The sequence below is a fragment of the Kribbella sp. NBC_01510 genome, from assembly GCF_045040325.1.
In the GTDB taxonomy this organism is placed as follows: domain Bacteria; phylum Actinomycetota; class Actinomycetes; order Propionibacteriales; family Kribbellaceae; genus Kribbella.
Window position 1 is genome coordinate 6,121,645 of the sequence record NZ_CP109418.1, and the last position, 21,372, is coordinate 6,143,016.

Genomic DNA, 21,372 nt, shown 5'->3' on the forward strand with positions numbered 1-21,372 from the left:
TGTTGACGGTCCAGTAAGGGGGGCGGACCACCGGGTGTAGTGGTTTGTAGGAGTAGGGTTTTGTGACGTGCGTCGCGCAAAGATCGTTTGTACGCTTGGCCCGGCTACGGCCGCCCCCGAGCGCATCCTGGAACTCGTCGAAGCCGGTATGGACGTCGCGAGGCTGAACCTCAGCCACGGTGCCCATGCCGAGCATGAACGCATCTATCAGCGGATCCGTACCGCAGCGGCGGAGACCGGCCACAACGTCGGCATCCTCGTCGACCTGCAGGGCCCGAAGATCCGGCTGGCCGAGTTCGCCGAGGGCAAGGCCACGCTGACCTACGGCGAACGCTTCACCATCACCACCCGGGAGGTGCCTGGTGACGCGACCATCTGCGGTACGACGTACGACGGCCTGCCGGGCGACGTGAAGCCGGGCGACCAACTGCTGATCGACGACGGCCGGATCGCGCTGGTCGCCGAGGAGGTGACCTTGACCGACGTGGTCTGCCGCGTCACCGTCGGCGGCCCGGTGTCGAACCACAAGGGCATCAACCTGCCGGGTGTCGCGGTCAGCGTGCCGGCGATGTCGGAGAAGGACGCCGAGGACCTGCGCTGGGCGCTGCACCTGCCGGCCGACATGATCGCGCTGTCGTTCGTGCGCGACGCCGCCGACATCCAGCTGGTGCACAAGATCATGGACGAGGAGGGTTTGCGGATCCCCGTTGTCGCCAAGATCGAGAAGCCGCAGGCGGTCGCCAACCTGGACGAGATCATCGACGCCTTCGACGGGTTCATGGTGGCCCGCGGCGACCTCGGCGTGGAGCTTCCGCTCGAGGAGGTCCCGCTGGTGCAGAAGCTGATCATCGACCAGGCCCGGCTGAACGCGAAGCCGGTGATCGTCGCCACCCAGATGCTGGAGTCGATGATCTCCGCGCCGCGGCCGACCCGGGCCGAGGCGTCCGACGTCGCGAACGCCGTACTGGACGGTGCCGACGCCGTGATGCTGTCCGGTGAGACCAGCGTCGGCCGGTTCCCGATCGAGACCGTCAAGACGATGTCCCGGATCGTGGAGTCGACCGAGGAGCACGGCCTCAGCCGGGTCCAGTCGATCGAGTGGGAGCCGCGGACCAAGGGCGGCGTGATCGCGCGGGCCGCCGCGGACGTGGCCGAGCGGCTGGAGGCGAAGTACCTGATCGCCTTCACCCAGTCCGGCGACACCGCGCTCCGGCTGGCCCGCTACCGCACCGAGGTCCCGCTGCTCGCGTTCACCCCGGTCCCGTCGGTCAGCGCCTGGCTCAGCGTGGTGTGGGGCATCGAGACGCACATCGTCCCCACCGTCGACCACACCGACGAGATGGTCCGCCAGGTCGACCAGCGGCTGCTCGAGCTCGGCAAACTCCAGAAGGGCGACCTGGTCGTCATCGTCGCCGGCTCCCCACCCAGCATCCCTGGCTCCACCAACGCCCTCCGGGTCCACCGCATGGGCGACGCGATCGAAGGCATTGCCCCGGCCTACCGCAGTCCGAACCCGTAACCACCTGAGGTGAGGCGGACAGCCGAGTCGGCTGTCCGCCTCGCGTCATTCCTGCAGGTTGTAGGCGACCGGGTGCAGTGGCTGGTACACGGGCAGGCGCGCGCCGCTGGGCAGCGGGATGCTGGCGAGCCGGCCCCAGCGTTCCTCGCTGATGTCACGCGAGACCTCGACCCCGGCAGCGGCCAGCTTGTCGAACAGCGCCTCGATGTCCTCGCACATCAGATAGAACTCGTGCCGCTCGTCCCCATCACTCGGGTGGACCGCGACCTCCGCCGGCGGCAACCGAAAGATCAACCACCCGCCCCCGGTATCCACATGCGGAAACCCCAGCACCTCCGCAATGAACCCCCGATCAGCCTCCGCATCCCCGCTGTACAAAATCACATGAGCCCCAACAAACACGCCGTACTCCTCTCACTCCACCCCACTCACGGTACGACGGGCAGGCGCGAGCTTCCCGTTCGGGCACAGGGGAGGAGGTGGACGGGACAGGCCTGTTGTCCCGCCCCGGCAATCGATCACGCACTGTGGCGGATCTGACGTCCACAACACTCCCGCGATCCACGGGGCCCGATGAGCGAAGCAGGCCCCTGAACGGATACAGTTGCTCCTGCAACCTCGCCGGGTTGGCGGAATCGGCAGACGCTATGGTCTCAAACACCATTGCCCGCAAGGGCGTGTGGGTTCAAGTCCCACACCCGGCACGAATTTGTCGGTCGCCCGCGTGACCATGAGGCATGGGGCACATCAGGTCGCAGGAGACGGTGGATTCCGCGTTGCGGATGTCGGACCACGGCGTAAGCGATCGGGTGAACGCCGAGACTCATGGCGTGGCGATCAAGACGATCCGGCGATGGCGGCGGCTCTATCAGCGGCGGGGGCTACCGCGAGGGACAGGATTTCAGGGGACGCCGTGTCCACGGTGTGATGGTGCCGGGTTGGACGAGACGGCGTACGCGCTGCTGCTGGGGTGGTATCTCGGTGACGGGCATATCGCGAAAGCGCGGCGTGGGGTCTTCTGTCTGCAGATCGCCAACGATCAGAAGTATCCGCAGCTGAACTAGGAGATCGCGGCCACGATCAGGTTGGTGAAGCCGACCGCGGGCCCGTGCCTACGGAATGGGCAAGGCATGATCCGGATCGAGGCGCGGTGGAAGCACTGGCCCTGTCTGTTTCCGCAGCATGGCCCTGGGTTGAAGCATTTGCGGAAGATCGAGCTGGCGGACTGGCAGCGGGAGATCGTTGCCAAGTACCCCGAACAATTGCTGCGAGGACTGTTTCACTCGGATGGGTGCCGGTTCGTGAACTGGGCGAGTAAGCCGGACGGCAGGCGGTACTACTACGTGCGGTACATGTTCTCGAACGAGTCCGAAGACATCATCGGGATCCTGACTGACGCGCTGGATCTGCTGGGGATTTCGTGGCGGAGACCGCGACACAACGCCATCGCGGTGAGCCGGAAGGAGGGGGTCGCCGCGCTGGATGCCTTCGTGGGTCCGAAGAGCTGACTCCGGGTCGATAAGGTGTCAGTTGTGACTGCTAAGCGTGTGGTGATCGCTGAGGATGAGGCTTTGATCCGGATGGATCTGGCCGAGATGCTGGCCGAGGAGGGGTACGACGTCGTCGGGCAGGCGGGGGATGGGGAAGAGGCCATCCGGCTGGCGACCGAGCATCGGCCGGATCTGGTCATCCTCGACGTGAAGATGCCGAAGCTGGACGGCCTGAGCGCGGCGGAGAAGATCGCCGGCGACCGGATCGCCCCGGTGCTGATGCTGACCGCGTTCTCGCAGCGCGAGCTGGTCGAGCGGGCCCGCGACGCCGGCGCCATGGCGTACCTGGTGAAACCGTTCTCCAAGGCCGACCTGCTGCCCGCGATCGAGATCGCCGCCTCCCGGTACGTCGAGCTCGCCGAGTTGGAGCGTGAGGTCGCTGACCTGGCCGAGCGGCTGGAGACCCGCAAGCTGGTCGACCGGGCCAAATCGATCCTGCAGACGAAGTTCGGCCTGTCCGAGCCGGACTCGTTCCGGTGGATCCAGAAAACCGCCATGGATAAAAGAGTTTCCATGCGTCAGGTCGCGGAGTTGGTTGTTGACGAGGCTGGCGGTAGCGACTGAATCACTCTCCGCTCACAGGCGTGAGCGGGTGTACAGCAATCACTGATCCTCACACTGCTTACCGCTGTAACGACCTCACAACACACGCTCCGTCACATCGCCGGGAGAGCTTGCTGAGGTCTAACCTGCGGGTGCTCGCGGGAAACGCGGGGGTCCGGGATCTCCGGACTATCCAGACATGGGAGGAACAGTGCACCAGCGTTCCGTAGTAAGGGTCGGCGCGTCGCTGATCGTTGCGTCGTTGGCCCTGACTGCCTGCGGCTCACGCAGTGGCAACGACTCCGGGGGGAACTCCGGAGGTTCGACGAAAACTGCCAAGATCGGCGTGATCGCGCCTTTGTCGGGAGACTTGTCGGCGCTGGGCCTGGGCATCCAGCACTCGGTCGAGCTGGCCGTGAAGCAGGCCAACGACTCCAACGCGATTCCGGGCTGGAAGCTCGAGGTCGTGCCGAAGGACGACGAGGCGAAGCCCGACCCGGGTAAGAACGCCGCGACCGCGCTGGCCGGTGACAAGGACGTGATCGGCGTGGTCGGCACGCTGAACACCAGCGTCAGCCAGCAGGTCCAGCCGGTCCTCGCCGCGGCAAAGATCGTCCAGGTCTCGCCGGCCAACACCGGCCCGGGCCTGACCCAGGGCGCCAACTGGCAGACCGACCCGAAGCGGCCGTACCCGACGTACTTCCGCACCTGCACCACCGACGCGGTCCAGGGTCCGTTCGCGGCTCGTTACCTGTACGAGACGGCGAAGATCACCAAGGTCGCCACGATCCACGACAAGAAGGCGTACGGCCAGGGCCTGGTCGGCACCTTCACCGAGGAGTTCAAGAAGCTGGGTGGTCAGGTCGTCGCGGCCCAGACCATCAACCCGGACGACTCGAACTACCAGGCCGTGATCTCCTCGATCAAGCCGTCCGGCCCGCAGGCGATCTACTACGGTGGTGAGTACCCGCAGGCCGGTCCGCTCTCGCAGCAGATGAAGGCCGCCGGTCTGAACGTCCCGCTGATGGGCGGCGACGGCATCTACGACCCGAAGTACATCACCCTGGCCGGTAAGACCAGCGACAACGACCTGGCCACCTCGGTCGGCGCGCCGGTGGACACGCTGGACTCGGCGAAGAAGTTCGTCGCCGACTACAACGCGCAGGGCTACAAGGACCCGTACGCGGCGTACGGCGGTTACTCCTTCGACGCGGCCAACTCGATCATCAACGCGCTGAAGACCTCGCTGAAGGACGCCAGCGACGCCGAGTCGGCCCGCCAGGCCACGGTCGATGCCATGAGCAAGGTTTCCTTCGACGGAGTGACCGGCAAGGTCGCCTTCGACCAGTACGGCGACACCACGTCGAAGGTGCTCACCGTGTACAAGGTCGCCGGCGGCAAGTGGGCCACCGTCGAGACCAAGGCGTTCGAGGCCAAGTAACCGGAGTCGACCTCATACCACGGGGGTGGGAGCGATCCTCCCACCCCCGTGGTGTGTCATAGCTGAGGTAGATGGGAGGTCGACGTGGACCAGTTCTTCCAGCAACTCGTGAACGGGCTCACCCTGGGGTCGCTGTACGCCCTGATCGCGGTCGGTTACACCGTCGTCTACGGCATCGTGCAGCTGATCAACTTCGCCCACGGCGAGGTCTTCATGATCGGTGCGTTCGGCGCACTGACGACGTACCTGTTGTTCTTCGACGGCAAGACCAACCTCTGGATCCTGCCGATCATGATCATTGGCGCCATCTTCGCCTCGGTCGGCACGGCCGTGGCGATGGAACGTGTCGCGTACCGTCCCCTGCGGAACGCGCCACGACTCGCACCGCTGATCACCGCGATCGGCATCTCGGTCTTCCTGCAGGAGTTCGTCCGGCTGTTCTACGAGCGCCCGGGCTGGACGTTGTTCGCCTTCGCCGGCATGGCGCTGGGCATCGGCTACTACGTCGGCACGCGGGTGTCGAAGGCCGAGCTGAACCACCCGGTGACCAAGTGGTACGACCGTGCCGCGCTGATCGGCGCCGTGGTCGGCCCCGTCGCCGTCTGGGCAGTGGTACGGCAGATCAACAACGACCTGACCGCCGTGCTGGTGGTGGGCGTGGTCATCGTGGGCGCGATCGTCGGCACGGCGATCGGCTGGCTGGCCGGTCTGGCCGCACGACGGAGGGCGCGCACGGAGATCAAGATCCCGGCGATCGCGGCGTCCGCGGCCACCGCAGCCGTCGCCGCGGTGGTGGGCTGGGTGCTCTTCGAGAAGCTCATCAACAGCATCACCTGGCCGAGCGCCAAGCAGCGTATCCCGTTCCCGCAGATCGATGTGGTGACCGGAACGGCGATCGAGATCGGCGGCGTGACGATCCAGCGGTCCGCGATCTTCACCATGGGCGCGCTGGCGATCTGCGCCATCCTGCTGTGGTTCTTCATCAACCGGACCCGGCTCGGCCGCGGTATGCAGGCCGTGTCGCAGGACCCGGACACAGCCCGGCTGATGGGTATCAACGTGGACCGGATCATCGTGGTCGCGTTCGCACTCGGCGCCGTACTCGCGGCTATCGCGGGTGTGTCGCAGGGCCTGCAGAACAACAACATCGACTTCCGGATGGGCTTCCTTGCAGGTCTGAAGGCGTTCACCGCCGCCGTCCTCGGTGGTATCGGCAACATCTACGGCGCCGTCGTCGGTGGTCTGGTGCTCGGTGTCATCGAGGCGATGGCGACGCAGTACATTCCGGGCCAGTTCGGTGGTAGCACCTGGAAGGACGTCTGGGCCTTCGTGATCCTGATTCTGGTATTGGTGTTCAGGCCGCAGGGCCTGCTCGGCGCGAGGGTGGTGGACCGGGCATGACCGATGTGAAGACGCCTCCGGCGGAGCCAGGGACTACGGCTCAGCCGCACGCCAACCGGTTCGCCTGGCCGTTGGGCCTGGCCGGTGTGGTGCTGGTCGTCGTGGGCTCGTTCCTGTCGTGGAGCTACGACAGCACGATCCTGGGCGACCTGTCGATCAACTTCTACCCGGGTGGCCTGCAGATCCTGGCGATCATCCTCGCCTTGCTCGCGCTGGTCCTGCTGCTGGCCGAGAAGGGCCCGCTGACGAAGCTGGGCGTGTGGCTCGACGCCACGGCCGGTCTCCGGGCACTGGGCTTCACTCTGACGCTGTACATGCTGCTGGTCCTGATCGCGATCTCGGTCGACTCCGACGGCTTAATCAACGTGAACCCCGGCGCGTACATCTCGTTCGTCGGTGCCGTGCTGATCCTGGTCAGCGCCTGGATGCTGCCGTTGCGGCAGTTGCGCGACATGAGCCAGGCCAAGCTGCCGGCCTGGGTCGAGATCCTCGCGATCGCGCTGCTGATGGCCGGCGTGCTGTTCCTCGCGGCGTACGCGCTCGGGTTGGAGGACGCCTGGTCGTTCATCCTTTGCCTGGTGTTCATCGCCGCGGTCGTGGCCGTACTGTTCCGGACCGGGGCAATGTCCTGGGTCGGCCATGCCTCGCAGCGGCAGCGCAAGGTGCTGACGCTGTCGGCGGTCGTGGTCGCGTTCCTGTTCCCGTTCACCCAGGGTGGCTCGGACGCGAACATGTCGATCGCCACCCAGGTGCTGGTCTTCGCGGCGACCGCGATGGGCCTGAACATCGTGGTCGGTCTGGCCGGCCTGCTCGACCTCGGGTACATCGCGTTCCTCGGATGCGGCGCCTACGTGGCCGCCACCATGTCGACGTCGGCGTTCGCGACCATCGGGTGGAAGCCTCCGTTCCTGGTCGTGATGCTGATCGGCGCCAGTGTCGCGGCGACCCTGGGTCTGATCATCGGCACGCCGACACTGCGGGTCTCGGGTGACTACCTCGCCATCGTGACCCTCGGCTTCGGTGAGATCTTCCGGTTCTCGATGTTCAACCTGGACGGCAACAACGGCCCGAACCTGACCAACGGCCCGAACGGTGTCCCCGGCATCCCGGACCTGGAGATCGGCGGCTTCAATTTCGGCGACGTGCACACGGTCGCGGGGATCGAGCTGGGCCGGTTCTCGAACTACTACTTCCTGCTGCTGGTGCTGACCGGCTTCGTCATCCTCGTCTTCTCGCGGCTGAACAACAGCCGGATCGGCCGTGGCTGGGTGGCGATCCGGGAGGACGAGAAGGCGGCTGAGGCGATGGGCGTGAACACGTTCGGGCTGAAGCTGCTCGCGTTCGCGACCGGTGCCTTCCTGGCCGGCCTGGCCGGCACCATCAAGGCCCATCAGGACGGCGCGGTCAGCCCGGACCAGTTCATCTTCCTGGAGTCGGCGTTCCTGCTCGCCGCGATCGTGCTCGGCGGTATGGGCACCATCGCCGGTGTGTTGCTGGGGGCAACGATCCTGAAGCTGCTGCCGGAGAAGCTGCGGTTCTTCTCGGAGTACCGGCTGCTGCTGTTCGGCCTGCTGCTGGTGCTGATGATGCGGTTCCGCCCGGAGGGTCTGGTCGCGAACAGACGCCGCCAGTTGGAGTTCCACGAAGAGGACGAGCAGCTGGCCGTCGAGATCGACGAAGAGCACCTGTTCGTCGAGGAGGCGAAATGACCGTCACCGAAACGACCCCGGCACCGGCCCGGGCGTCCGGCGCCGCGGTGCTGGAAGCCACCGGCGTGACCATGCGGTTCGGTGGTCTGCTGGCGGTCAACGACGTCAACCTGACTGTTCGCGAAGGTGAGATCGTCGGCCTGATCGGCCCGAACGGGGCCGGCAAGACGACCTTCTTCAACTGCCTCACCGGCCTCTACAAGCCGACCAGCGGCCAGGTCCGGTTCGCCGGTACGCCGCTGCCGCCGAAGCCGCGGGCGGTCGTCAAGGCCGGGATGGCGCGGACGTTCCAGAACATCCGGCTGTTCGCCAACATGACCGCGCTGGAGAACGTGATGGTCGGCCGGTACTGCCGGACCAGCTCGGGCGCGCTCACCTCGGTCCTGCGGGGGCCGAAGTTCCGCCGCGAGGAGGCTGCCACCATCGCCCGGGCCCAGGAGCTCCTCGACTTCGTCGGCCTCGGCAAGTCCACCGACCACCTGGCCCGGAACATGCCGTACGGCGACCAGCGCCGGCTCGAGATCGCGCGAGCGCTGGCCACCGACCCGAAGCTCGTCCTGCTGGACGAGCCAACGGCCGGTATGAACCCGCTGGAGACGCGGCAGGCCAGTGACCTGATCTTCAAGATCCGGGACTCGGGCCTGTCGGTCGTGGTGATCGAGCACGACATGCGGTTCATCTTCAACCTCTGCGACCGGGTGCTCTGCCTGGTCCGCGGCGAGGCGCTGATCGAGGGCACGCCGCAGGAGGTGCAGTCCGACCCGCGGGTGATCGAGGCCTACATCGGCACCGGCGAGCAGGACGACGAGGACGAGGCCGAGGACGTCGTACCGCAGCCGCCGCAGGATGTCGTCGACGGTGAGGGGGAGAAGCCGTGACGGTATTGATGCCACGCCTCCGGCGCGGCGGGTCATGGGGCTTTTGCTCCCGGTCTTCCCTCGTCGCTCCAGTCGCTTCGCTCCCTCCACTCCTCAGTCCAGACCGGGAGGCCCCATGACCGCGATGCTCGAGGTCCGCGACCTGGAAGTTGCCTACGGCAAGATCGTCGCGGTGAAGAAGATCAGCTTCAGCGTGGAGCAGGGGCAGGTGGTGTCGCTGATCGGCACCAACGGCGCCGGCAAGACCACCACGCTGCGGACGATCTCGGGCCTGCTCCGGCCGACGTCGGGCGAGATCCTGTTCCAGGGTGAGCGGATCGAGCAGGTGGCGGCGCACGACATCGTGGCGCGCGGGCTGGCGCACTCGCCGGAAGGGCGGCGGATCTTCCCCCGGCTGTCGGTCGAGGAGAACCTGCTGCTCGGCGCGTTCGCCCGGAAGGACCCGGCGGGGGTGCGCACCGATCTGGACGCGGCGTACGACCTGTTCCCGATCCTGGGGGAGCGGCGCAAGCAGCCGGCCGGGACGTTCTCCGGTGGTGAGCAGCAGATGCTGGCGATGGGCCGGGCGATGATGAGCCGGCCGAAGCTGCTGATGCTGGACGAGCCGTCGATGGGGCTGTCGCCGATCATGATGAAGCGGATCATGTCGACGGTCACCGAACTGCAGCAGCAGGGCACCACGATCCTGCTGGTGGAGCAGAACGCGCAGGCGGCGCTGAAGCGGGCCGACTTCGGCTACGTGCTGGAGGTCGGCAAGATCGTGCTGTCCGGCTCCGGCCGCGACCTGCTGGTCAACGACGAGGTCCGCAAGGCCTACCTCGGCGAGGACTGACTCCGTTGCTCTGAGCCCCCTGGTGTGACACAGCGCCAGGGGGCTCAGTCGCGGATGACCACAAGCAGCTGCACAAGCAGGGGAGCAACGATCAGCGCCGGGAGCAGATCGGCCACCGCGACCTGCTTGAGCTTCAGCAGTCGCAGTGCGACACCGATCAGCATCACCCCACCAGTGGCCCCCAGTGCGGTCACGTGCGCCTCCGGGAGTACGTCGCCCAGTACGGCTCCGACCGCGGTCACCGAGCCCTGGACGACCAGCACCACCAGCGCGGACGCGGCCACGCCCCAGCCGAACGACGCGGCGAACGCGATCGAGGTGAAACCATCCAGAACCGCCTTCAGGTACAACTGATCCGCGCCGCGGCCCAGCCCGTCGGACAAGGACCCCAGGAACGTCAGCGGCCCGACACAGAACACCATCGACGCCGAGACGAAACCCTCGACGAAGGTGCTCTGCCCCTCACCCCGGTCGAACCGCTGCTGGATCCACCCGCCGAAACCCTCCAGCCGCAGCTCGATCCGCAGCAGCGAACCGGCGATCCCGCCGATCAGCATCGCGCCGAGCACGATCAGTACCGGAGCGCTGTCGCCGACGGCGTCACTGAGGACGTGATCGCTGACCGCGAGGGCCCCCGAGATCGCGATCACCAGCGTGACCAGGCCGATCGCATCGGTGACCAGATCGCGGGTCCGGTGACTCAGGCGGTGGCCGATGAGTACGCCGAGTACCGACCCGACGAGCACCGTCGCGACGTTCACCAAGGTGCCGATTCCGATGAACAAAACTGTCTCCGATCACCCCGTGCGGCGCTGCTTTTGCAAGTGACCTCCGAGGGCCTACTGTTGCGCGAGGACGAGCGTAACCGCCGTCTCCGTTCACCTCGGGGGTGGACCAGACCAGGAGGTCGCTGTGGCAGCAGCCATCGAGGTGCGGGACGCCCGGCCGGGTGACGCCGATGCCCTCGTCGCGTTGTGGCGCGAGCTGGCCGGCGCCGGCGCGCATCCGTCCCGGTTGCCCGCGACGCCGTCCGCGGCCGCCGTCGAGGTTGCCGTCAGCAAGCACCTGGACGATCCGTTCGGCCGGCTGCTGGTGGGCGAGCTGGACGGGGAGGTGCACGGCATGGCCTACCTGCGCCGGACCCCGGTCACGCCGCTACACGATGACCAGACGGTCGCGATCGAGTACCTGCACGTCAGCGACGCCGCCCGTCGGCACGGACTCGGCAAGGCGCTGATCGCGGAAGCGGTCGCCTGGGCCGAGTACGAGTGCTGTGCACACCTGGCCGTGGTCGCGCCCGCGATCGCCCGCGAGGCGAACCGGTTCCTCGCCCGGTTGGGTCTCGGACAGGCCGGCGTACTGCGGTTCGCGACCACCCACACGGTGCGCCGCCGGCTCGCCGCCGAGCACGCGCCGAACCTGCTCGCCCTGCTGTCGTCGCGACGGTCCGCGATCGCCCGCCGTGCCCAGCTCGGCCGCCCGCTGCCGGTCGACGGGCCGACGCTGGGCGCCGACGTCAGCTACCCGGCGGAGCCTGAATCAGCTGGCACGTGATCCGCGCGGTGCAGACCCGCTTGGCGCGGTCGTCGGTGATGACCACTTCGTACGACGTCGTGGTCCGGCCGAGGTAGATCGGAGTGGCGACCCCGGTCACGGTCCCTTCGCGGACCGCGCGGTGGTGGGTGGCGTTGATGTCGACACCGACCGCGACCTTGCCGTAGCCGGCCGCGTGCAGCGCGGATCCGATGGAGCCGAGGCTTTCCGCCAGTACGCAGGAAGCGCCGCCGTGCAGCAGTCCGTACGGCTGGGTGTTTCCCTTGACCGGCATCGTCGCCACCACCCTGTCCGGGGTTGCTTCGCTGACAACGATTCCCATCAGCTGCAGCAGGGTGCCCTCCATGCCCATGCCCGGCCCGAGGTCTATTCGATCAGTCACAGAGGCAGACTACGCGGGTGTGCGGGAACTGCCTGTCCGGGGCGGAGGGGCGGGGAAGGAAAAGTGTCCGTGGGAACCACTAGAGTCGGTGTGTGGCTCCAGAAACCGACACCTCGACGATGACCAAGGACACCCCGCAGGCCGGCGCCGGCCGCCCGCGCATCCTGCTGCTGGACGGGCACTCGCTGGCGTACCGGGCGTTCTACGCGCTCCCGGTGGAGAACTTCTCCACCACCACCGGGCAGCACACCAACGCGGTGTACGGGTTCACCTCGATGCTGATCAACATGCTCCGCGACGAGCAGCCGACGCACATCTGCGTCGCGTTCGACGTGTCCCGCAAGACCTTCCGCTCCGAGCAGTACGCGGAGTACAAGGCGGGCCGGTCGAAGTCGCCGGACGAGTTCAAGGGACAGGTCTCGCTGGTCAAGGAGGTGTTGGAGGCGCTCCGGATCCCGACCACCGAGATCGACGGCTGGGAGGCCGACGACGTCATCGCCACCCTCGCCACACAGGCCGCCGAGCAGGGCTTCGAGGTGCTGATCAGCAGCGGTGACCGGGACGCGTTCCAGCTGGTCAGCGACGACGTCACGGTGCTGTACCCGAAGCGTGGCGTGTCCGAGATCGCCCGGATGGACCCGGCGGCGGTCGAGGACAAGTACGGCGTGACCCCGCGGCTCTACCCGGATCTCGCGGCGCTGGTGGGGGAGCAGAGCGACAACCTGCCCGGTGTGCCCGGGGTCGGGCCGAAGACCGCGGCCAAGTGGCTGAACCAGTTCGGCTCGCTGAACGACGTGGTTGACCGGGTCAACGAGATCAAGGGCAAGGCCGGCGAGTCGCTGCGTGAGCACCTCGCCGACGTGATCCGGAACCGGCAGATCAACGAGCTGGTCCGCGACCTGACCCTGGACGTCACGGTCGACGACCTGGTCCGCACGCCGTGGGACCGGGACAAGGTGCACACGCTGTTCGACAGCCTGGAGTTCCGGGTGCTGCGCGAGCGGCTGGTCGCCGAGCACGAGGAGGTCGACGCGACCGTCGACCACGGATTCGAGTTGGACGGTGTGCAGCTCAAGCCGGGCGAGGTGGCCGGCTGGCTCAAGGAGCACGTCAGCGCCGGCGAGCGCGTCGGCGTGGCGGTGCAGGGCAGCTGGGGCCGCGGCACCGGCGAGATCACCGGCCTGGCGCTGGCGAACACCTCCGGCGCGGCGGCCTGGTTCGACCCGATCGCACTGACGCCGGACGACGACGCGGCCTGGCAGGCCTGGCTCGCCGACCCGAAGCAGCCGAAGGCGCTGCACGACGCGAAGGGCCCGCTGCTCGGTTTCCTCGAGCGTGGCTGGACGCTGGCCGGCCTTAGCTCGGACACCCAGCTGAGCGCGTATCTGGCCCGCCCGGATCAGCGCTCGTACGACCTGGCCGACCTGACCGTGCGCTACCTCAAGCGCGAGCTGCGCAACGAGGAGGCGGAGAACGGTCAGCTCAGCTTCGACGACATCGAGGGCGGCCCGGCCGCGGACCACACGATGCTGCGTGCCCGGGCGATCGCCGACCTGGCCGACACGCTGGACGCCGAGCTCGAGAAGCAGGCCGGTACGGCGCTGCTCGCGGACGTCGAGTTGCCGCTGATCGACGTGATCGCCGGGATGGAGCGCGACGGGATCGCGGTCGACCGGCCGTATCTGGAGGAGCTCGAGGAGCGGTTCGCCACCGGAGTCCGGGAGGCCGCGACGGCGGCGTACGAGGTGATCGGCAAGGAGATCAATCTCGGGTCGCCGAAGCAGCTGCAGGTGGTGCTGTTCGACGAGCTGCAGATGCCGAAGACCAAGCGGACCAAGACGGGATACACCACCGACGCGGACTCGCTGCAGGCGCTGTTCGAGAAGACCGAGCACCCGTTCCTGGCCTACCTGCTCGCACACCGCGACGCGACCCGGCTGCGGCAGACCGTCGAGGGGCTGCTGAAGACGATCAGCCCGAAGGACGCCCGGATTCACACCACGTTCAACCAGACCATCGCGGCGACCGGACGGCTCAGCTCGACCGACCCGAACCTGCAGAACATCCCGATCCGGACCGAGGAGGGCCGCCGGATCCGGCAGGCGTTCATCGTCGGCGAGGGCAACGAGGCGCTGATGTCGGCGGACTACAGCCAGATCGAGATGCGGATCATGGCGCACGTGTCCGAGGACGAGGGGCTGATCTCGGCGTTCAACTCGGGCATGGACTTCCACTCGGTGACGGCGTCGCGGGTCTTCTCGGTCGAGCCGTCCGAGGTGACGCAGGAGATGCGGGCCAAGATCAAGGCGATGAACTACGGGCTCGCGTACGGCCTGTCGGCGTACGGGCTGAGCCAGCAGCTGAAGATCGGCGTGGACGAGGCGCGCGGTCTGATGGACGAGTACTTCGAGCGGTTCGGCGGCGTCCGGGACTACCTGCGGTCGATCGTCATCGACGCCGGCAAGAGCGGGTACACCGAGACGATCCTGGGCCGTCGGCGGTACCTGCCGGACCTCACCAGCGACAACCGTCAGCGCCGTGAGATGGCCGAGCGGATGGCGCTGAACGCCCCGATCCAGGGCTCGGCCGCGGACGTGATCAAGATGGCGATGCTGAAGGTCGACGCCTCACTGCGCGAGTCCGGCCTGAAGTCGCGGATGCTCCTGCAGGTCCACGACGAGCTCGTCTTCGAGATCGCCCCCGGCGAGCGCGAGGCGCTCGAGGAACTGGTCCGCCGCGACATGGGCCACGCCGTCGAGATGACCGTCCCCCTCGACGTCTCCGTCGGCATCGGCCGCACCTGGCACGAGGCCGCGCACTAGCGGGCGGCCTCCTCCAGCCCGGAGGTACGCATGCCCCCCGCAGGACAGTTGCCGGGGGCGTAAACAGGAACTGGTGTGCCGAGGCAGGCTATTTCGGCTCTCCTGTCGTTCCTGTGGGTCTCGGCCCCGCCGGGCTTTGTGCACCGATCAAGCACCGAGCCGGTGGGCGGGGATTTCGGGCCGGAGCAGGGGGCTAGGGCAAAAGTGTCGGGGCCTGGGACAAGGTGTCGGGACCTGGGACAGGGCATGAGTTGTCCGAGGCCCCGTCCTGGTGTCCGCGCGGCCGGCCCGTGCGTCGTCCAGGCCGCTCCACGCCCGCCGCGACGCCCGCAGTGGACCCGACCGCTGCCCGTCAAACGGCGCTCCGGAGGGTGGAGCCGATATCCGAACGCGTGCCGCTTCTCTTCCTTTACGAGGGGAGAACCCCCCCGAGCCGAGGCGTTGTCCGGGCTGTTGTGGCGTCTCTGTGGTTGCCCGATCTTGGCGGTGTCAACGCCGCTGTTTGCGGGGATCGGCGCGGGTGCGGACCTGAGACACTCACCAACCCGATCGTCAGTTCACCGCCGGCGCGGATCGGAGCGTGACCGGGGCAGGACCGCGTCTGCTTAGTGAGTGTGCCAGCACCGCGGCATCGAGCACGGACCCTGGCCGAACCGGTTTCGGCCACAGCAGAGATCGACTTTGTGCACCAGATCCGTACCCGGAGGGCCGGCGCCGTACGGATCTGGTGCACAAAGTGACCGACCAAGCCAGCCGCGCGGGGTAGCGAGGCGGGGCTGTCGGGCGGGGTAGCGAGGCGGGGCTGTCGGGCAGCCGGGCGGGTGGAGTGGCGGCGGCCAGCGACCGGGCTGGCGTAGTGGTATCCGCTGGGATGGGCTGGTCCCCGGGGGGACCCACAGTAACGGCAGGACAGCCGTTGTTTCGTGTCTCAGGCAGCCGGGAGGTGTCTCAGCCCCCGACTCCCGGTAGTAGCGGCAGCGGGTTGGGGGAGAGGGCGTTGGCGATCAACTCGTGCTCGCGGGAGGTGAGCGGGGGCAGGTCGGCCAACGGCCACCAGCGGACCTCGAGGGACTCGTCGTCGTTGACGCGGGGCTCGCCGCGTAGCGGGCGGCAGCGGAAGCAGAGCTCGAGGTACTGGACCTGGTCGCCGTTGGGGTAGCTGGCCGGCGGCAGTGCCGTGACGCTGACCAGGCGCTCGACGGCGACGTCGACCGCGGTCTCCTCGTGGATCTCGCGGGCCAGGCCGTGGGCCGGCTGCTCGCCCGGTTCGAGGATGCCGGCGACCAGGCTCCAGCGCCCGTTGTCGGCGCGCCGGACGAGCAGGATCTCCGCGCGGTCGTTCAGGACCACACCCGTGATGCCGGTGAGCCAGAGCAGGTCATGCCCGATCTTCTCGCGCAGTTCGAGGATGAACTTCGGGGTCGTCATGCGCAGCACCCTATCGAGCCGCTGCCCGGACTTACTTTCCGCAAGAAAGATGTCCGATGGACAGCAAACGGAAAGCGGTTGCACGCAAGATGCGGACAGTGAGCGACTGATTCCGATCGGTCGCCGTCGAGGTCTTCCGCACCGTCCTTTTCTATGTCATCCTCCCGGCAAGATCCGAGATCCTATCGGATATTGCTCTCGGATATTTCGTGTCGTTCCGACCCCGCCGCCTAGGAGGAACCCATGCCGAACTTCGATGCCCGGAGCACCGGACTCAGCCGTCGATCACTCATCGCGGGGGCACTCGGACTGACCGCCGCGACAGCCGGCGGCGGTCTGCTCAGTGCCTGCAGTAGTTCGAGCAGTGCCGGCGGTGCTGCTGCCGGCGCCGGCCAGGCCGCGCCCAGCGTCACCCTCGGCCCGAAGCTGACCACGGTGCAGTACCCGGAGGGCTACGTCGGACCGGTCGCCCGGGAGCTGAAGCCGATCACCAGCGAGAAGGTCACCTTCAAGATCGTCGTACCGCAGGACGTGACGATCGGCGACTGGAAGACCAACGCCTTCACCAAGTGGCTGGAGCAGAAGACCAACATCCACATCGAGTGGAACCAGGTCGGCGGGACCGACGACGACATCATGACCAAGGTGAACGCGATGATCGCGGCCGGCGACATCCCGGACGCGTTCATGGGTGTGCACTTCACCCGCTCCCAGCTGTACCTGTACGGCCAGCAGGGACTGTTCACCGACGTCGGCCAGTACATCGACGGGTACGCGCTGAACCTGCAGCAGGCGATGAAGGACTACCCGGACACCCGCAAGCTGGTGCAGGCGCCGGACAAGAAGATCTACTCGTTCCCGAACATCAACGACTGCTACCACTGCCGGGCCAGCAACAGCCGGACGTTCCTCAACACCGACTGGATCAAGCAGGTCGGCCTGGACGTCCCGAAGACCACCGACGAGTTCCGCGAGGTGCTGCGCGCCTTCAAGAAGGCCGACCTCGGCGGCAACGGCCGGACCATCCCGTTCGCCGGCTACAAGGACGCGCCGCTCGACACGTTCTTCATGAACTCCTTCCTCTACAACCCCGGCGACCCGTGGCTGGTCGTCAACGACGGCAAGGTCGACGTCACCTTCGACAAGGACGAGTGGCGCGACGGCCTGAAGTACATCCACGGCCTGTACGCCGAGGGCCTGATCAACAAGGACGTGTTCACCGCCGACCAGGACCAGATGGACCGGTACGGCAAGGCGCCGGGCAAGCCGATCATCGGCGGCGCCCGGTCCTACTACTGGGGCGGCTTCCTCGACATCGACCAGAAGGACCCGAACGCACGCTGGCGCAAGTACCTGGCCATCCCGCCGCTGGAGGGACCGAACAAGGTCCGGTACGCCGCCTGGAACTATCTCGGCGTGGGTGTCGAGGTGGCCAAGCTCGTGATCACCAAGAAGTGCGCCAAGCCGGAGTTGCTGGTCCAGTGGGCCGACGCGCAGATGGAGCTGGAGGCGATCCTGCGCGGGTACGGCGGCCCGAAGTTCGAGTGGGCCAAGAAGGGCGACCTCGGGATCAACGGCAAGCAGGCCGTGTACGGGTTCTCGGCGACCTGGAACACCGAGAAGAACATCAGCTGGAGCCAGGACAACACGATGTACCGGTCCCAGGACTTCCGGCTCGCCGAGCGGGTGAACCCCGCCGACCTGACCTTCGAGAAGCCGCTCTACCAGCAGACCGTCGACAACTACTTCCCGTACAAGCAGCCGCAGGAGATGCAGTTCCCGCCGGTCACCCTGGACCAGGACCAGGCCGCGCAGGAGTCGGAGCTGACGACGAACCTGGAGACCGAGGTCAACCAATCGTTCGCGCGATTCGTCACCGGGCAGCTCGACCCGAACGACGACGGCGCCTGGAACGACTTCAAGGACCGGGTCGGCAAGATCGGCGTCAAGCCGTACCTGGACCTCCAGCAGGCCGCCTACGAGACCTACAACGCATGAGCGCGGCCGGCACGCTGCCGCCGGACGAGCGGCGGCTCGCGGTGGGGGCGTCGATCCAGGACACCCGTGGCGACAAGATCGCGTCGGCCTGCATCTACACCGCGCTCGGACTGTTCTGCCTCGCCGTCCTCTACCCGTTGATCTATGTGCTCAGCGCCTCGGTCAGCAACACCAAGAAGGTGGCCTCCGGTGAGGTCTGGCTGTGGCCGGTCGGGTTCACCCTGGACGCGTACAAGGCGATCTTCGACTACGACTCGATCGTCAGTGGCTTCGGCAACTCCGTGTACTACGCGGTCGTCGGGGCTGTGGTTGCCACGGTTCTCACGCTGCTGGCGGCGTACCCGCTGTCGCGGAAAGGGCTGCCGGGCAAGGGCCTGATCATGGCGGCGTTCGTGTTCACGATGATGTTCAGCGGCGGGCTGATCCCGACGTACCTGGTGGTGGACAAGCTCGGCCTGCTGAACACCCGGTGGGCGATCATCCTGCCGGCCGCGCTGGCGGTCTGGAACGTGATCATCACCCGGACCTACTTCATGGTGACGATCCCGGAGGAGCTGGTCGAGGCCGGGAAGGTGGACGGCTGCAGCGACTTCGGGTTCTTCTGGCGGATCGTGCTGCCGCTGAGCAAGCCGATCATCGCGGTGAACCTGCTCTTCTACGCGGTCGGGCAGTGGAACTCGTTCTTCAACGCGCTGATCTATCTGACCAACGAGCACCTGTTCCCGTTGCAGGTGATCCTGCGGCAGATCCTGATCCAGTCGAAGATCGACCCGTCCCAGATGCCCGACACCAGCAAGCTGATCCAGCTGAAGGAGCTGCAGCAGCAGCTGAAGTACTCGCTGATCGTGATCGGGATGATCCCGCCGCTGCTGGTCTACCCCTTCGTCCAGAAGCACTTCGTCAAGGGAGCCATGATCGGCTCTCTGAAGGGTTGAGCGCATGACTGTGCTTTTGGCCGGGCCTTCGGCGCCGGCGTGGTCATGGGGCCTTGGCTCCCGGCCTTCCCTCGTCGTTCCAGTCGCTTCGCTCCCTGCACTCCTCAGTCCAGGCCGGGAGGCCCCATGACCACCTCGACGTCAACCGAAGCACGTTCCGCGGTCCGGACGGCGGCTCACAAGCGCACGCGTACGGCGAGGTCCGCGGTCGGGCTGGGGTTGCGGATGCGCCGGAACTGGCAGCTGTACGCGATGCTGGCGCTGCCGCTGATCTGGCTGGCGGTCTTCGCCTACTGGCCGATGTACGGCGTGATCATCGCGTTCAAGGACTACAACGTGGTGTCCGGGATCTGGGGCAGCCCGTGGGTCGGGACGAAGCACTTCCACCGGTTCGTGGAGTCGTACCAGTTCTGGCGGCTGATCAAGAACACCGTGTACCTGCACGTCTACGAACTGGTGGCCACGTTCCCGCTGCCGATCATCCTCGCGCTCTGCCTGAACACGATCCGGAAGAAGTGGTTCAGCCGGTCGGCGCAGCTCATCACCTACGCGCCGCACTTCATCTCCACGGTGGTCGTGGTCGGGCTGGTCGTCGTACTGACGAACCCGAACACCGGGGTGGCGAACAAGTTCCTCGGGCTGTTCGGCTTCGGGCCGGTCGACATCATGGGCGACTCCGGGATGTTCCGGCACATCTATGTGTGGTCGGGGGCGTGGCAGACGATGGGGTTCGCCGCGATCATCTATCTGGCCGCGCTGACCAGCGTGCCGCCGGAACTGCACGAGGCGGCGATTGTCGACGGGGCATCCCGGGTGCGGCGGATGTGGCACATCGACCTGCCGGCGATCGTGCCGGTGGCGGTGATCCTGCTGATCCTGAACATCGGCTCGATCCTGTCGGTCGGGTTCGAGAAGGTGCTGCTGATGCAGAACAACCTCAACCTCGACACCGCGGAAGTGATCGACACCTACGTCTACAAGATCGGTCTGGCCTCGGCGGTGCCGCAGTTCAGCTATGCGACGGCAATCGGGTTGTTCCGCTCCGTCATCGGACTGGTGCTGCTGGTGCTGGCGAACACCTTCGCCCGCCGCTTCGCCAAGTCCAGCCTCTGGTGAGTCAGGTGCTGGCCTGGCGATGGAGTCCTGTCGCCAGGACGGCCGACAGCAGCAGCGCGCAGGTGCTGGTCATCGCGACCAGCACCTTCACGCCGTTGAGCCCGGTGGCGATGCCGGTGCCGAGCACGATCCCGGCCGCGACCGCGAGTACGGCGAGGCCGACCCAGATCACCACGGCGGCACGCTTCTCCTGCTGCGCGATCGCCGCGTACACGACCAGTTGCAGTACGGCGTATGCCGAGCCGGAGACCGCGAACAGCCAGGTGTACGGACCGAGTGGCGCGTACTTCTCCTCGCCGCCGATGATCGCGACGATCAGGTCGGGTAGCACGAGGGTGCCGATGACGGCGCAGACGCCGAGCCCGGCAACGGCGGCGATCGCCTGGCGTAGCCGCCGGGTGTCGCCGGGGGAGCTGGCGAGTGACGGGAACACGATAACGATGACGAACTGCGGCAGGAACAGACAGGCCTTCGACACGATCAGCCCGGCCGCGTAGTACCCGCTGTCCCTGCCGTCGAGCAACGCACGCGCGAACAGCACGTCCGCGTTGGCGATCGCGAAGAACGCCAGCAGGGTGTGCGTGCCGTGCATCGTCTCCCGCAGTACCGCCTTCATCTCCGCGGCGGTGGCGCCGGCCGATCCCCGGAGCAGGAAGCCGCCCAGCAGCGGAGGTACGGCGGCGCCGAGAGCGAGACCGATCATCGCCGAGTCGAGGGATGGGTGTACGAGCAGCGCACCACCACCGAGCACGAGGCGGCCGACGCCGACAGCGGTGTAGACGGCCGCCAACTCGGTCCAGCGCTGGCTGCCTTGGAGGACACCGAGCTGTGAGCCCATCAGCGTCAGGAAGCCGAGTGTGGGAGCGAGCAGCAGGACCGCGACCACGGAGTCGATGTGCAACATCCACATGAACAGGGGCGTCGCCACCAGACACACCGCGGTGAGTCCGACAGCCGCACGGCGACCCGCCTTGAGCATGGTGTCGGCCAAGCCCGCGGCGCTGTCCCCGCTGTGAGTGGCGAGGCGGCGGGCACCGGTAGCCTGCAGACCGAGTGAGGCGACGTTGCCGATCAGCAGCAGGCCGAGCAGCGCGGTCATGGCGCCGAACTGCTCGGGCACCAGCGTGTGCGTCCCGATCAGCGTGAAACCGTAGGCGGCTACGTTCATGATGGCCATGCCGACGGCAACGACCGTGGCACTGCGCAGGAATGCCAACCGTCTGGGCTCTTGCTCCGGAGTGGTGTCTGAACTCATGCTCTACTG

Annotated in this window: 19 protein-coding genes, 1 tRNA gene and 1 pseudogene; 16 read left to right on the forward strand and 5 right to left on the reverse strand. The window is 67.1% G+C overall.

Annotated features, from left to right (window positions below):
- Window positions 1–67: 67 nt before the first annotated feature.
- Window positions 68–1,519, forward strand: coding sequence for a pyruvate kinase (gene pyk, locus OG558_RS30400; RefSeq protein WP_329476039.1), 1,452 nt, complete (start codon window positions 68–70; stop codon window positions 1,517–1,519).
- 45 nt (window positions 1,520–1,564) lie between these two features.
- Here pyk and OG558_RS30405 read toward each other — a convergent pair whose 3' ends face one another.
- Entirely contained in the window at window positions 1,565–1,921 is a 357-nt protein-coding gene (locus tag OG558_RS30405) for a VOC family protein (protein ID WP_405066043.1), read from the reverse strand.
- A gap of 218 nt (window positions 1,922–2,139) precedes the next feature.
- Here OG558_RS30405 and OG558_RS30410 point away from each other — a divergent pair.
- The 10 genes and pseudogenes from OG558_RS30410 (at window position 2,140) to OG558_RS30455 (ending at window position 9,873) form a co-directional block, all read left to right on the forward strand.
- Window positions 2,140–2,223, forward strand: a tRNA-Leu gene (locus tag OG558_RS30410).
- A gap of 234 nt (window positions 2,224–2,457) precedes the next feature.
- The gene (locus tag OG558_RS30415; RefSeq protein ID WP_405066044.1) at window positions 2,458–2,583 is read left to right on the forward strand and encodes a hypothetical protein; all 126 of its coding nucleotides are present in this window, start codon (window positions 2,458–2,460) and stop codon (window positions 2,581–2,583) included.
- 129 nt (window positions 2,584–2,712) lie between these two features.
- Window positions 2,713–3,027 carry a hypothetical protein gene (locus OG558_RS30420; RefSeq protein WP_405066045.1) on the forward strand — a complete coding sequence of 105 codons (315 nt, stop codon included), beginning with the start codon at window positions 2,713–2,715 and terminating at the stop codon, window positions 3,025–3,027.
- A gap of 15 nt (window positions 3,028–3,042) precedes the next feature.
- Window positions 3,043–3,633, forward strand: coding sequence for an ANTAR domain-containing response regulator (locus OG558_RS30425; RefSeq protein ID WP_405066046.1), 591 nt, complete (start codon window positions 3,043–3,045; stop codon window positions 3,631–3,633).
- A gap of 178 nt (window positions 3,634–3,811) precedes the next feature.
- The gene (locus OG558_RS30430) at window positions 3,812–5,053 is read left to right on the forward strand and encodes a branched-chain amino acid ABC transporter substrate-binding protein (protein WP_329476043.1); all 1,242 of its coding nucleotides are present in this window, start codon (window positions 3,812–3,814) and stop codon (window positions 5,051–5,053) included.
- 84 nt (window positions 5,054–5,137) lie between these two features.
- A pseudogene (locus OG558_RS30435) lies at window positions 5,138–5,491 on the forward strand (branched-chain amino acid ABC transporter permease); the annotation flags it as partial.
- Window positions 5,492–5,533: 42 nt separating this feature from the next.
- Entirely contained in the window at window positions 5,534–6,454 is a 921-nt protein-coding gene (locus tag OG558_RS30440) for a branched-chain amino acid ABC transporter permease (RefSeq protein WP_405072235.1), read from the forward strand.
- Window positions 6,451–8,163, forward strand: coding sequence for an ABC transporter permease subunit (locus tag OG558_RS30445; RefSeq protein WP_329476045.1), 1,713 nt, complete (start codon window positions 6,451–6,453; stop codon window positions 8,161–8,163). Before OG558_RS30440 ends, OG558_RS30445 begins: the two co-directional genes overlap by 4 nt.
- Window positions 8,160–9,041, forward strand: a complete 882-nt coding sequence (locus OG558_RS30450; protein ID WP_405066047.1) for an ABC transporter ATP-binding protein — start codon at window positions 8,160–8,162, stop codon at window positions 9,039–9,041. Before OG558_RS30445 ends, OG558_RS30450 begins: the two co-directional genes overlap by 4 nt.
- A 115-nt stretch (window positions 9,042–9,156) precedes the next feature.
- Window positions 9,157–9,873, forward strand: a complete 717-nt coding sequence (locus OG558_RS30455) for an ABC transporter ATP-binding protein (RefSeq protein ID WP_405066048.1) — start codon at window positions 9,157–9,159, stop codon at window positions 9,871–9,873.
- Between the two features lie 44 nt (window positions 9,874–9,917).
- Here OG558_RS30455 and OG558_RS30460 read toward each other — a convergent pair whose 3' ends face one another.
- Window positions 9,918–10,658 carry a DUF554 domain-containing protein gene (locus OG558_RS30460; protein ID WP_405066049.1) on the reverse strand — a complete coding sequence of 247 codons (741 nt, stop codon included), beginning with the start codon at window positions 10,656–10,658 and terminating at the stop codon, window positions 9,918–9,920.
- Between the two features lie 127 nt (window positions 10,659–10,785).
- Between OG558_RS30460 and OG558_RS30465 the strand changes: the two genes are divergently transcribed.
- Complete coding sequence (locus OG558_RS30465) at window positions 10,786–11,427, forward strand: GNAT family N-acetyltransferase (RefSeq protein ID WP_405066050.1); 642 nt, start codon at window positions 10,786–10,788, stop codon at window positions 11,425–11,427.
- On the opposite strand, the gene OG558_RS30470 is transcribed toward OG558_RS30465, so the two are convergent.
- Window positions 11,390–11,809 carry a hotdog fold thioesterase gene (locus OG558_RS30470; RefSeq protein ID WP_405066051.1) on the reverse strand — a complete coding sequence of 140 codons (420 nt, stop codon included), beginning with the start codon at window positions 11,807–11,809 and terminating at the stop codon, window positions 11,390–11,392. The two genes, OG558_RS30465 and OG558_RS30470, sit on opposite strands and share 38 nt — an antisense overlap.
- Window positions 11,810–11,928: 119 nt before the next feature.
- Here OG558_RS30470 and polA point away from each other — a divergent pair, with 119 nt between their 5' ends.
- Window positions 11,929–14,631 carry a DNA polymerase I gene (gene polA / locus OG558_RS30475; protein ID WP_329484902.1) on the forward strand — a complete coding sequence of 901 codons (2,703 nt, stop codon included), beginning with the start codon at window positions 11,929–11,931 and terminating at the stop codon, window positions 14,629–14,631.
- A 948-nt stretch (window positions 14,632–15,579) separates the two neighbouring features.
- Here the strand turns inward: polA and OG558_RS30480 are convergent.
- On the reverse strand, window positions 15,580–16,059 hold the full coding sequence (locus tag OG558_RS30480; protein WP_405066052.1) for an NUDIX hydrolase: 480 nt from the start codon (window positions 16,057–16,059) through the stop codon (window positions 15,580–15,582).
- A gap of 243 nt (window positions 16,060–16,302) precedes the next feature.
- Between OG558_RS30480 and OG558_RS30485 the strand changes: the two genes are divergently transcribed.
- The 3 genes from OG558_RS30485 to OG558_RS30495 all read left to right on the forward strand — a co-directional run bounded on the left by OG558_RS30485 (window position 16,303) and on the right by OG558_RS30495 (window position 20,108).
- Window positions 16,303–18,057: a hypothetical protein gene (locus OG558_RS30485; protein WP_405066053.1), complete on the forward strand. Its 1,755-nt coding sequence runs from the start codon at window positions 16,303–16,305 to the stop codon at window positions 18,055–18,057.
- On the forward strand, window positions 18,054–18,992 hold the full coding sequence (locus tag OG558_RS30490) for a carbohydrate ABC transporter permease (protein ID WP_405066054.1): 939 nt from the start codon (window positions 18,054–18,056) through the stop codon (window positions 18,990–18,992). The genes OG558_RS30485 and OG558_RS30490 overlap by 4 nt, the downstream gene beginning before the upstream one ends.
- Window positions 18,993–19,118: 126 nt before the next feature.
- Complete coding sequence (locus tag OG558_RS30495; RefSeq protein ID WP_405066055.1) at window positions 19,119–20,108, forward strand: ABC transporter permease; 990 nt, start codon at window positions 19,119–19,121, stop codon at window positions 20,106–20,108.
- Between the two features lies 1 nt (window position 20,109).
- Here OG558_RS30495 and OG558_RS30500 read toward each other — a convergent pair whose 3' ends face one another.
- A complete protein-coding gene (locus OG558_RS30500) occupies window positions 20,110–21,363 on the reverse strand; it encodes a polysaccharide biosynthesis protein (RefSeq protein ID WP_329476055.1) in 1,254 nt (417 codons plus the stop codon).
- Window positions 21,364–21,372: the final 9 nt, after the last annotated feature.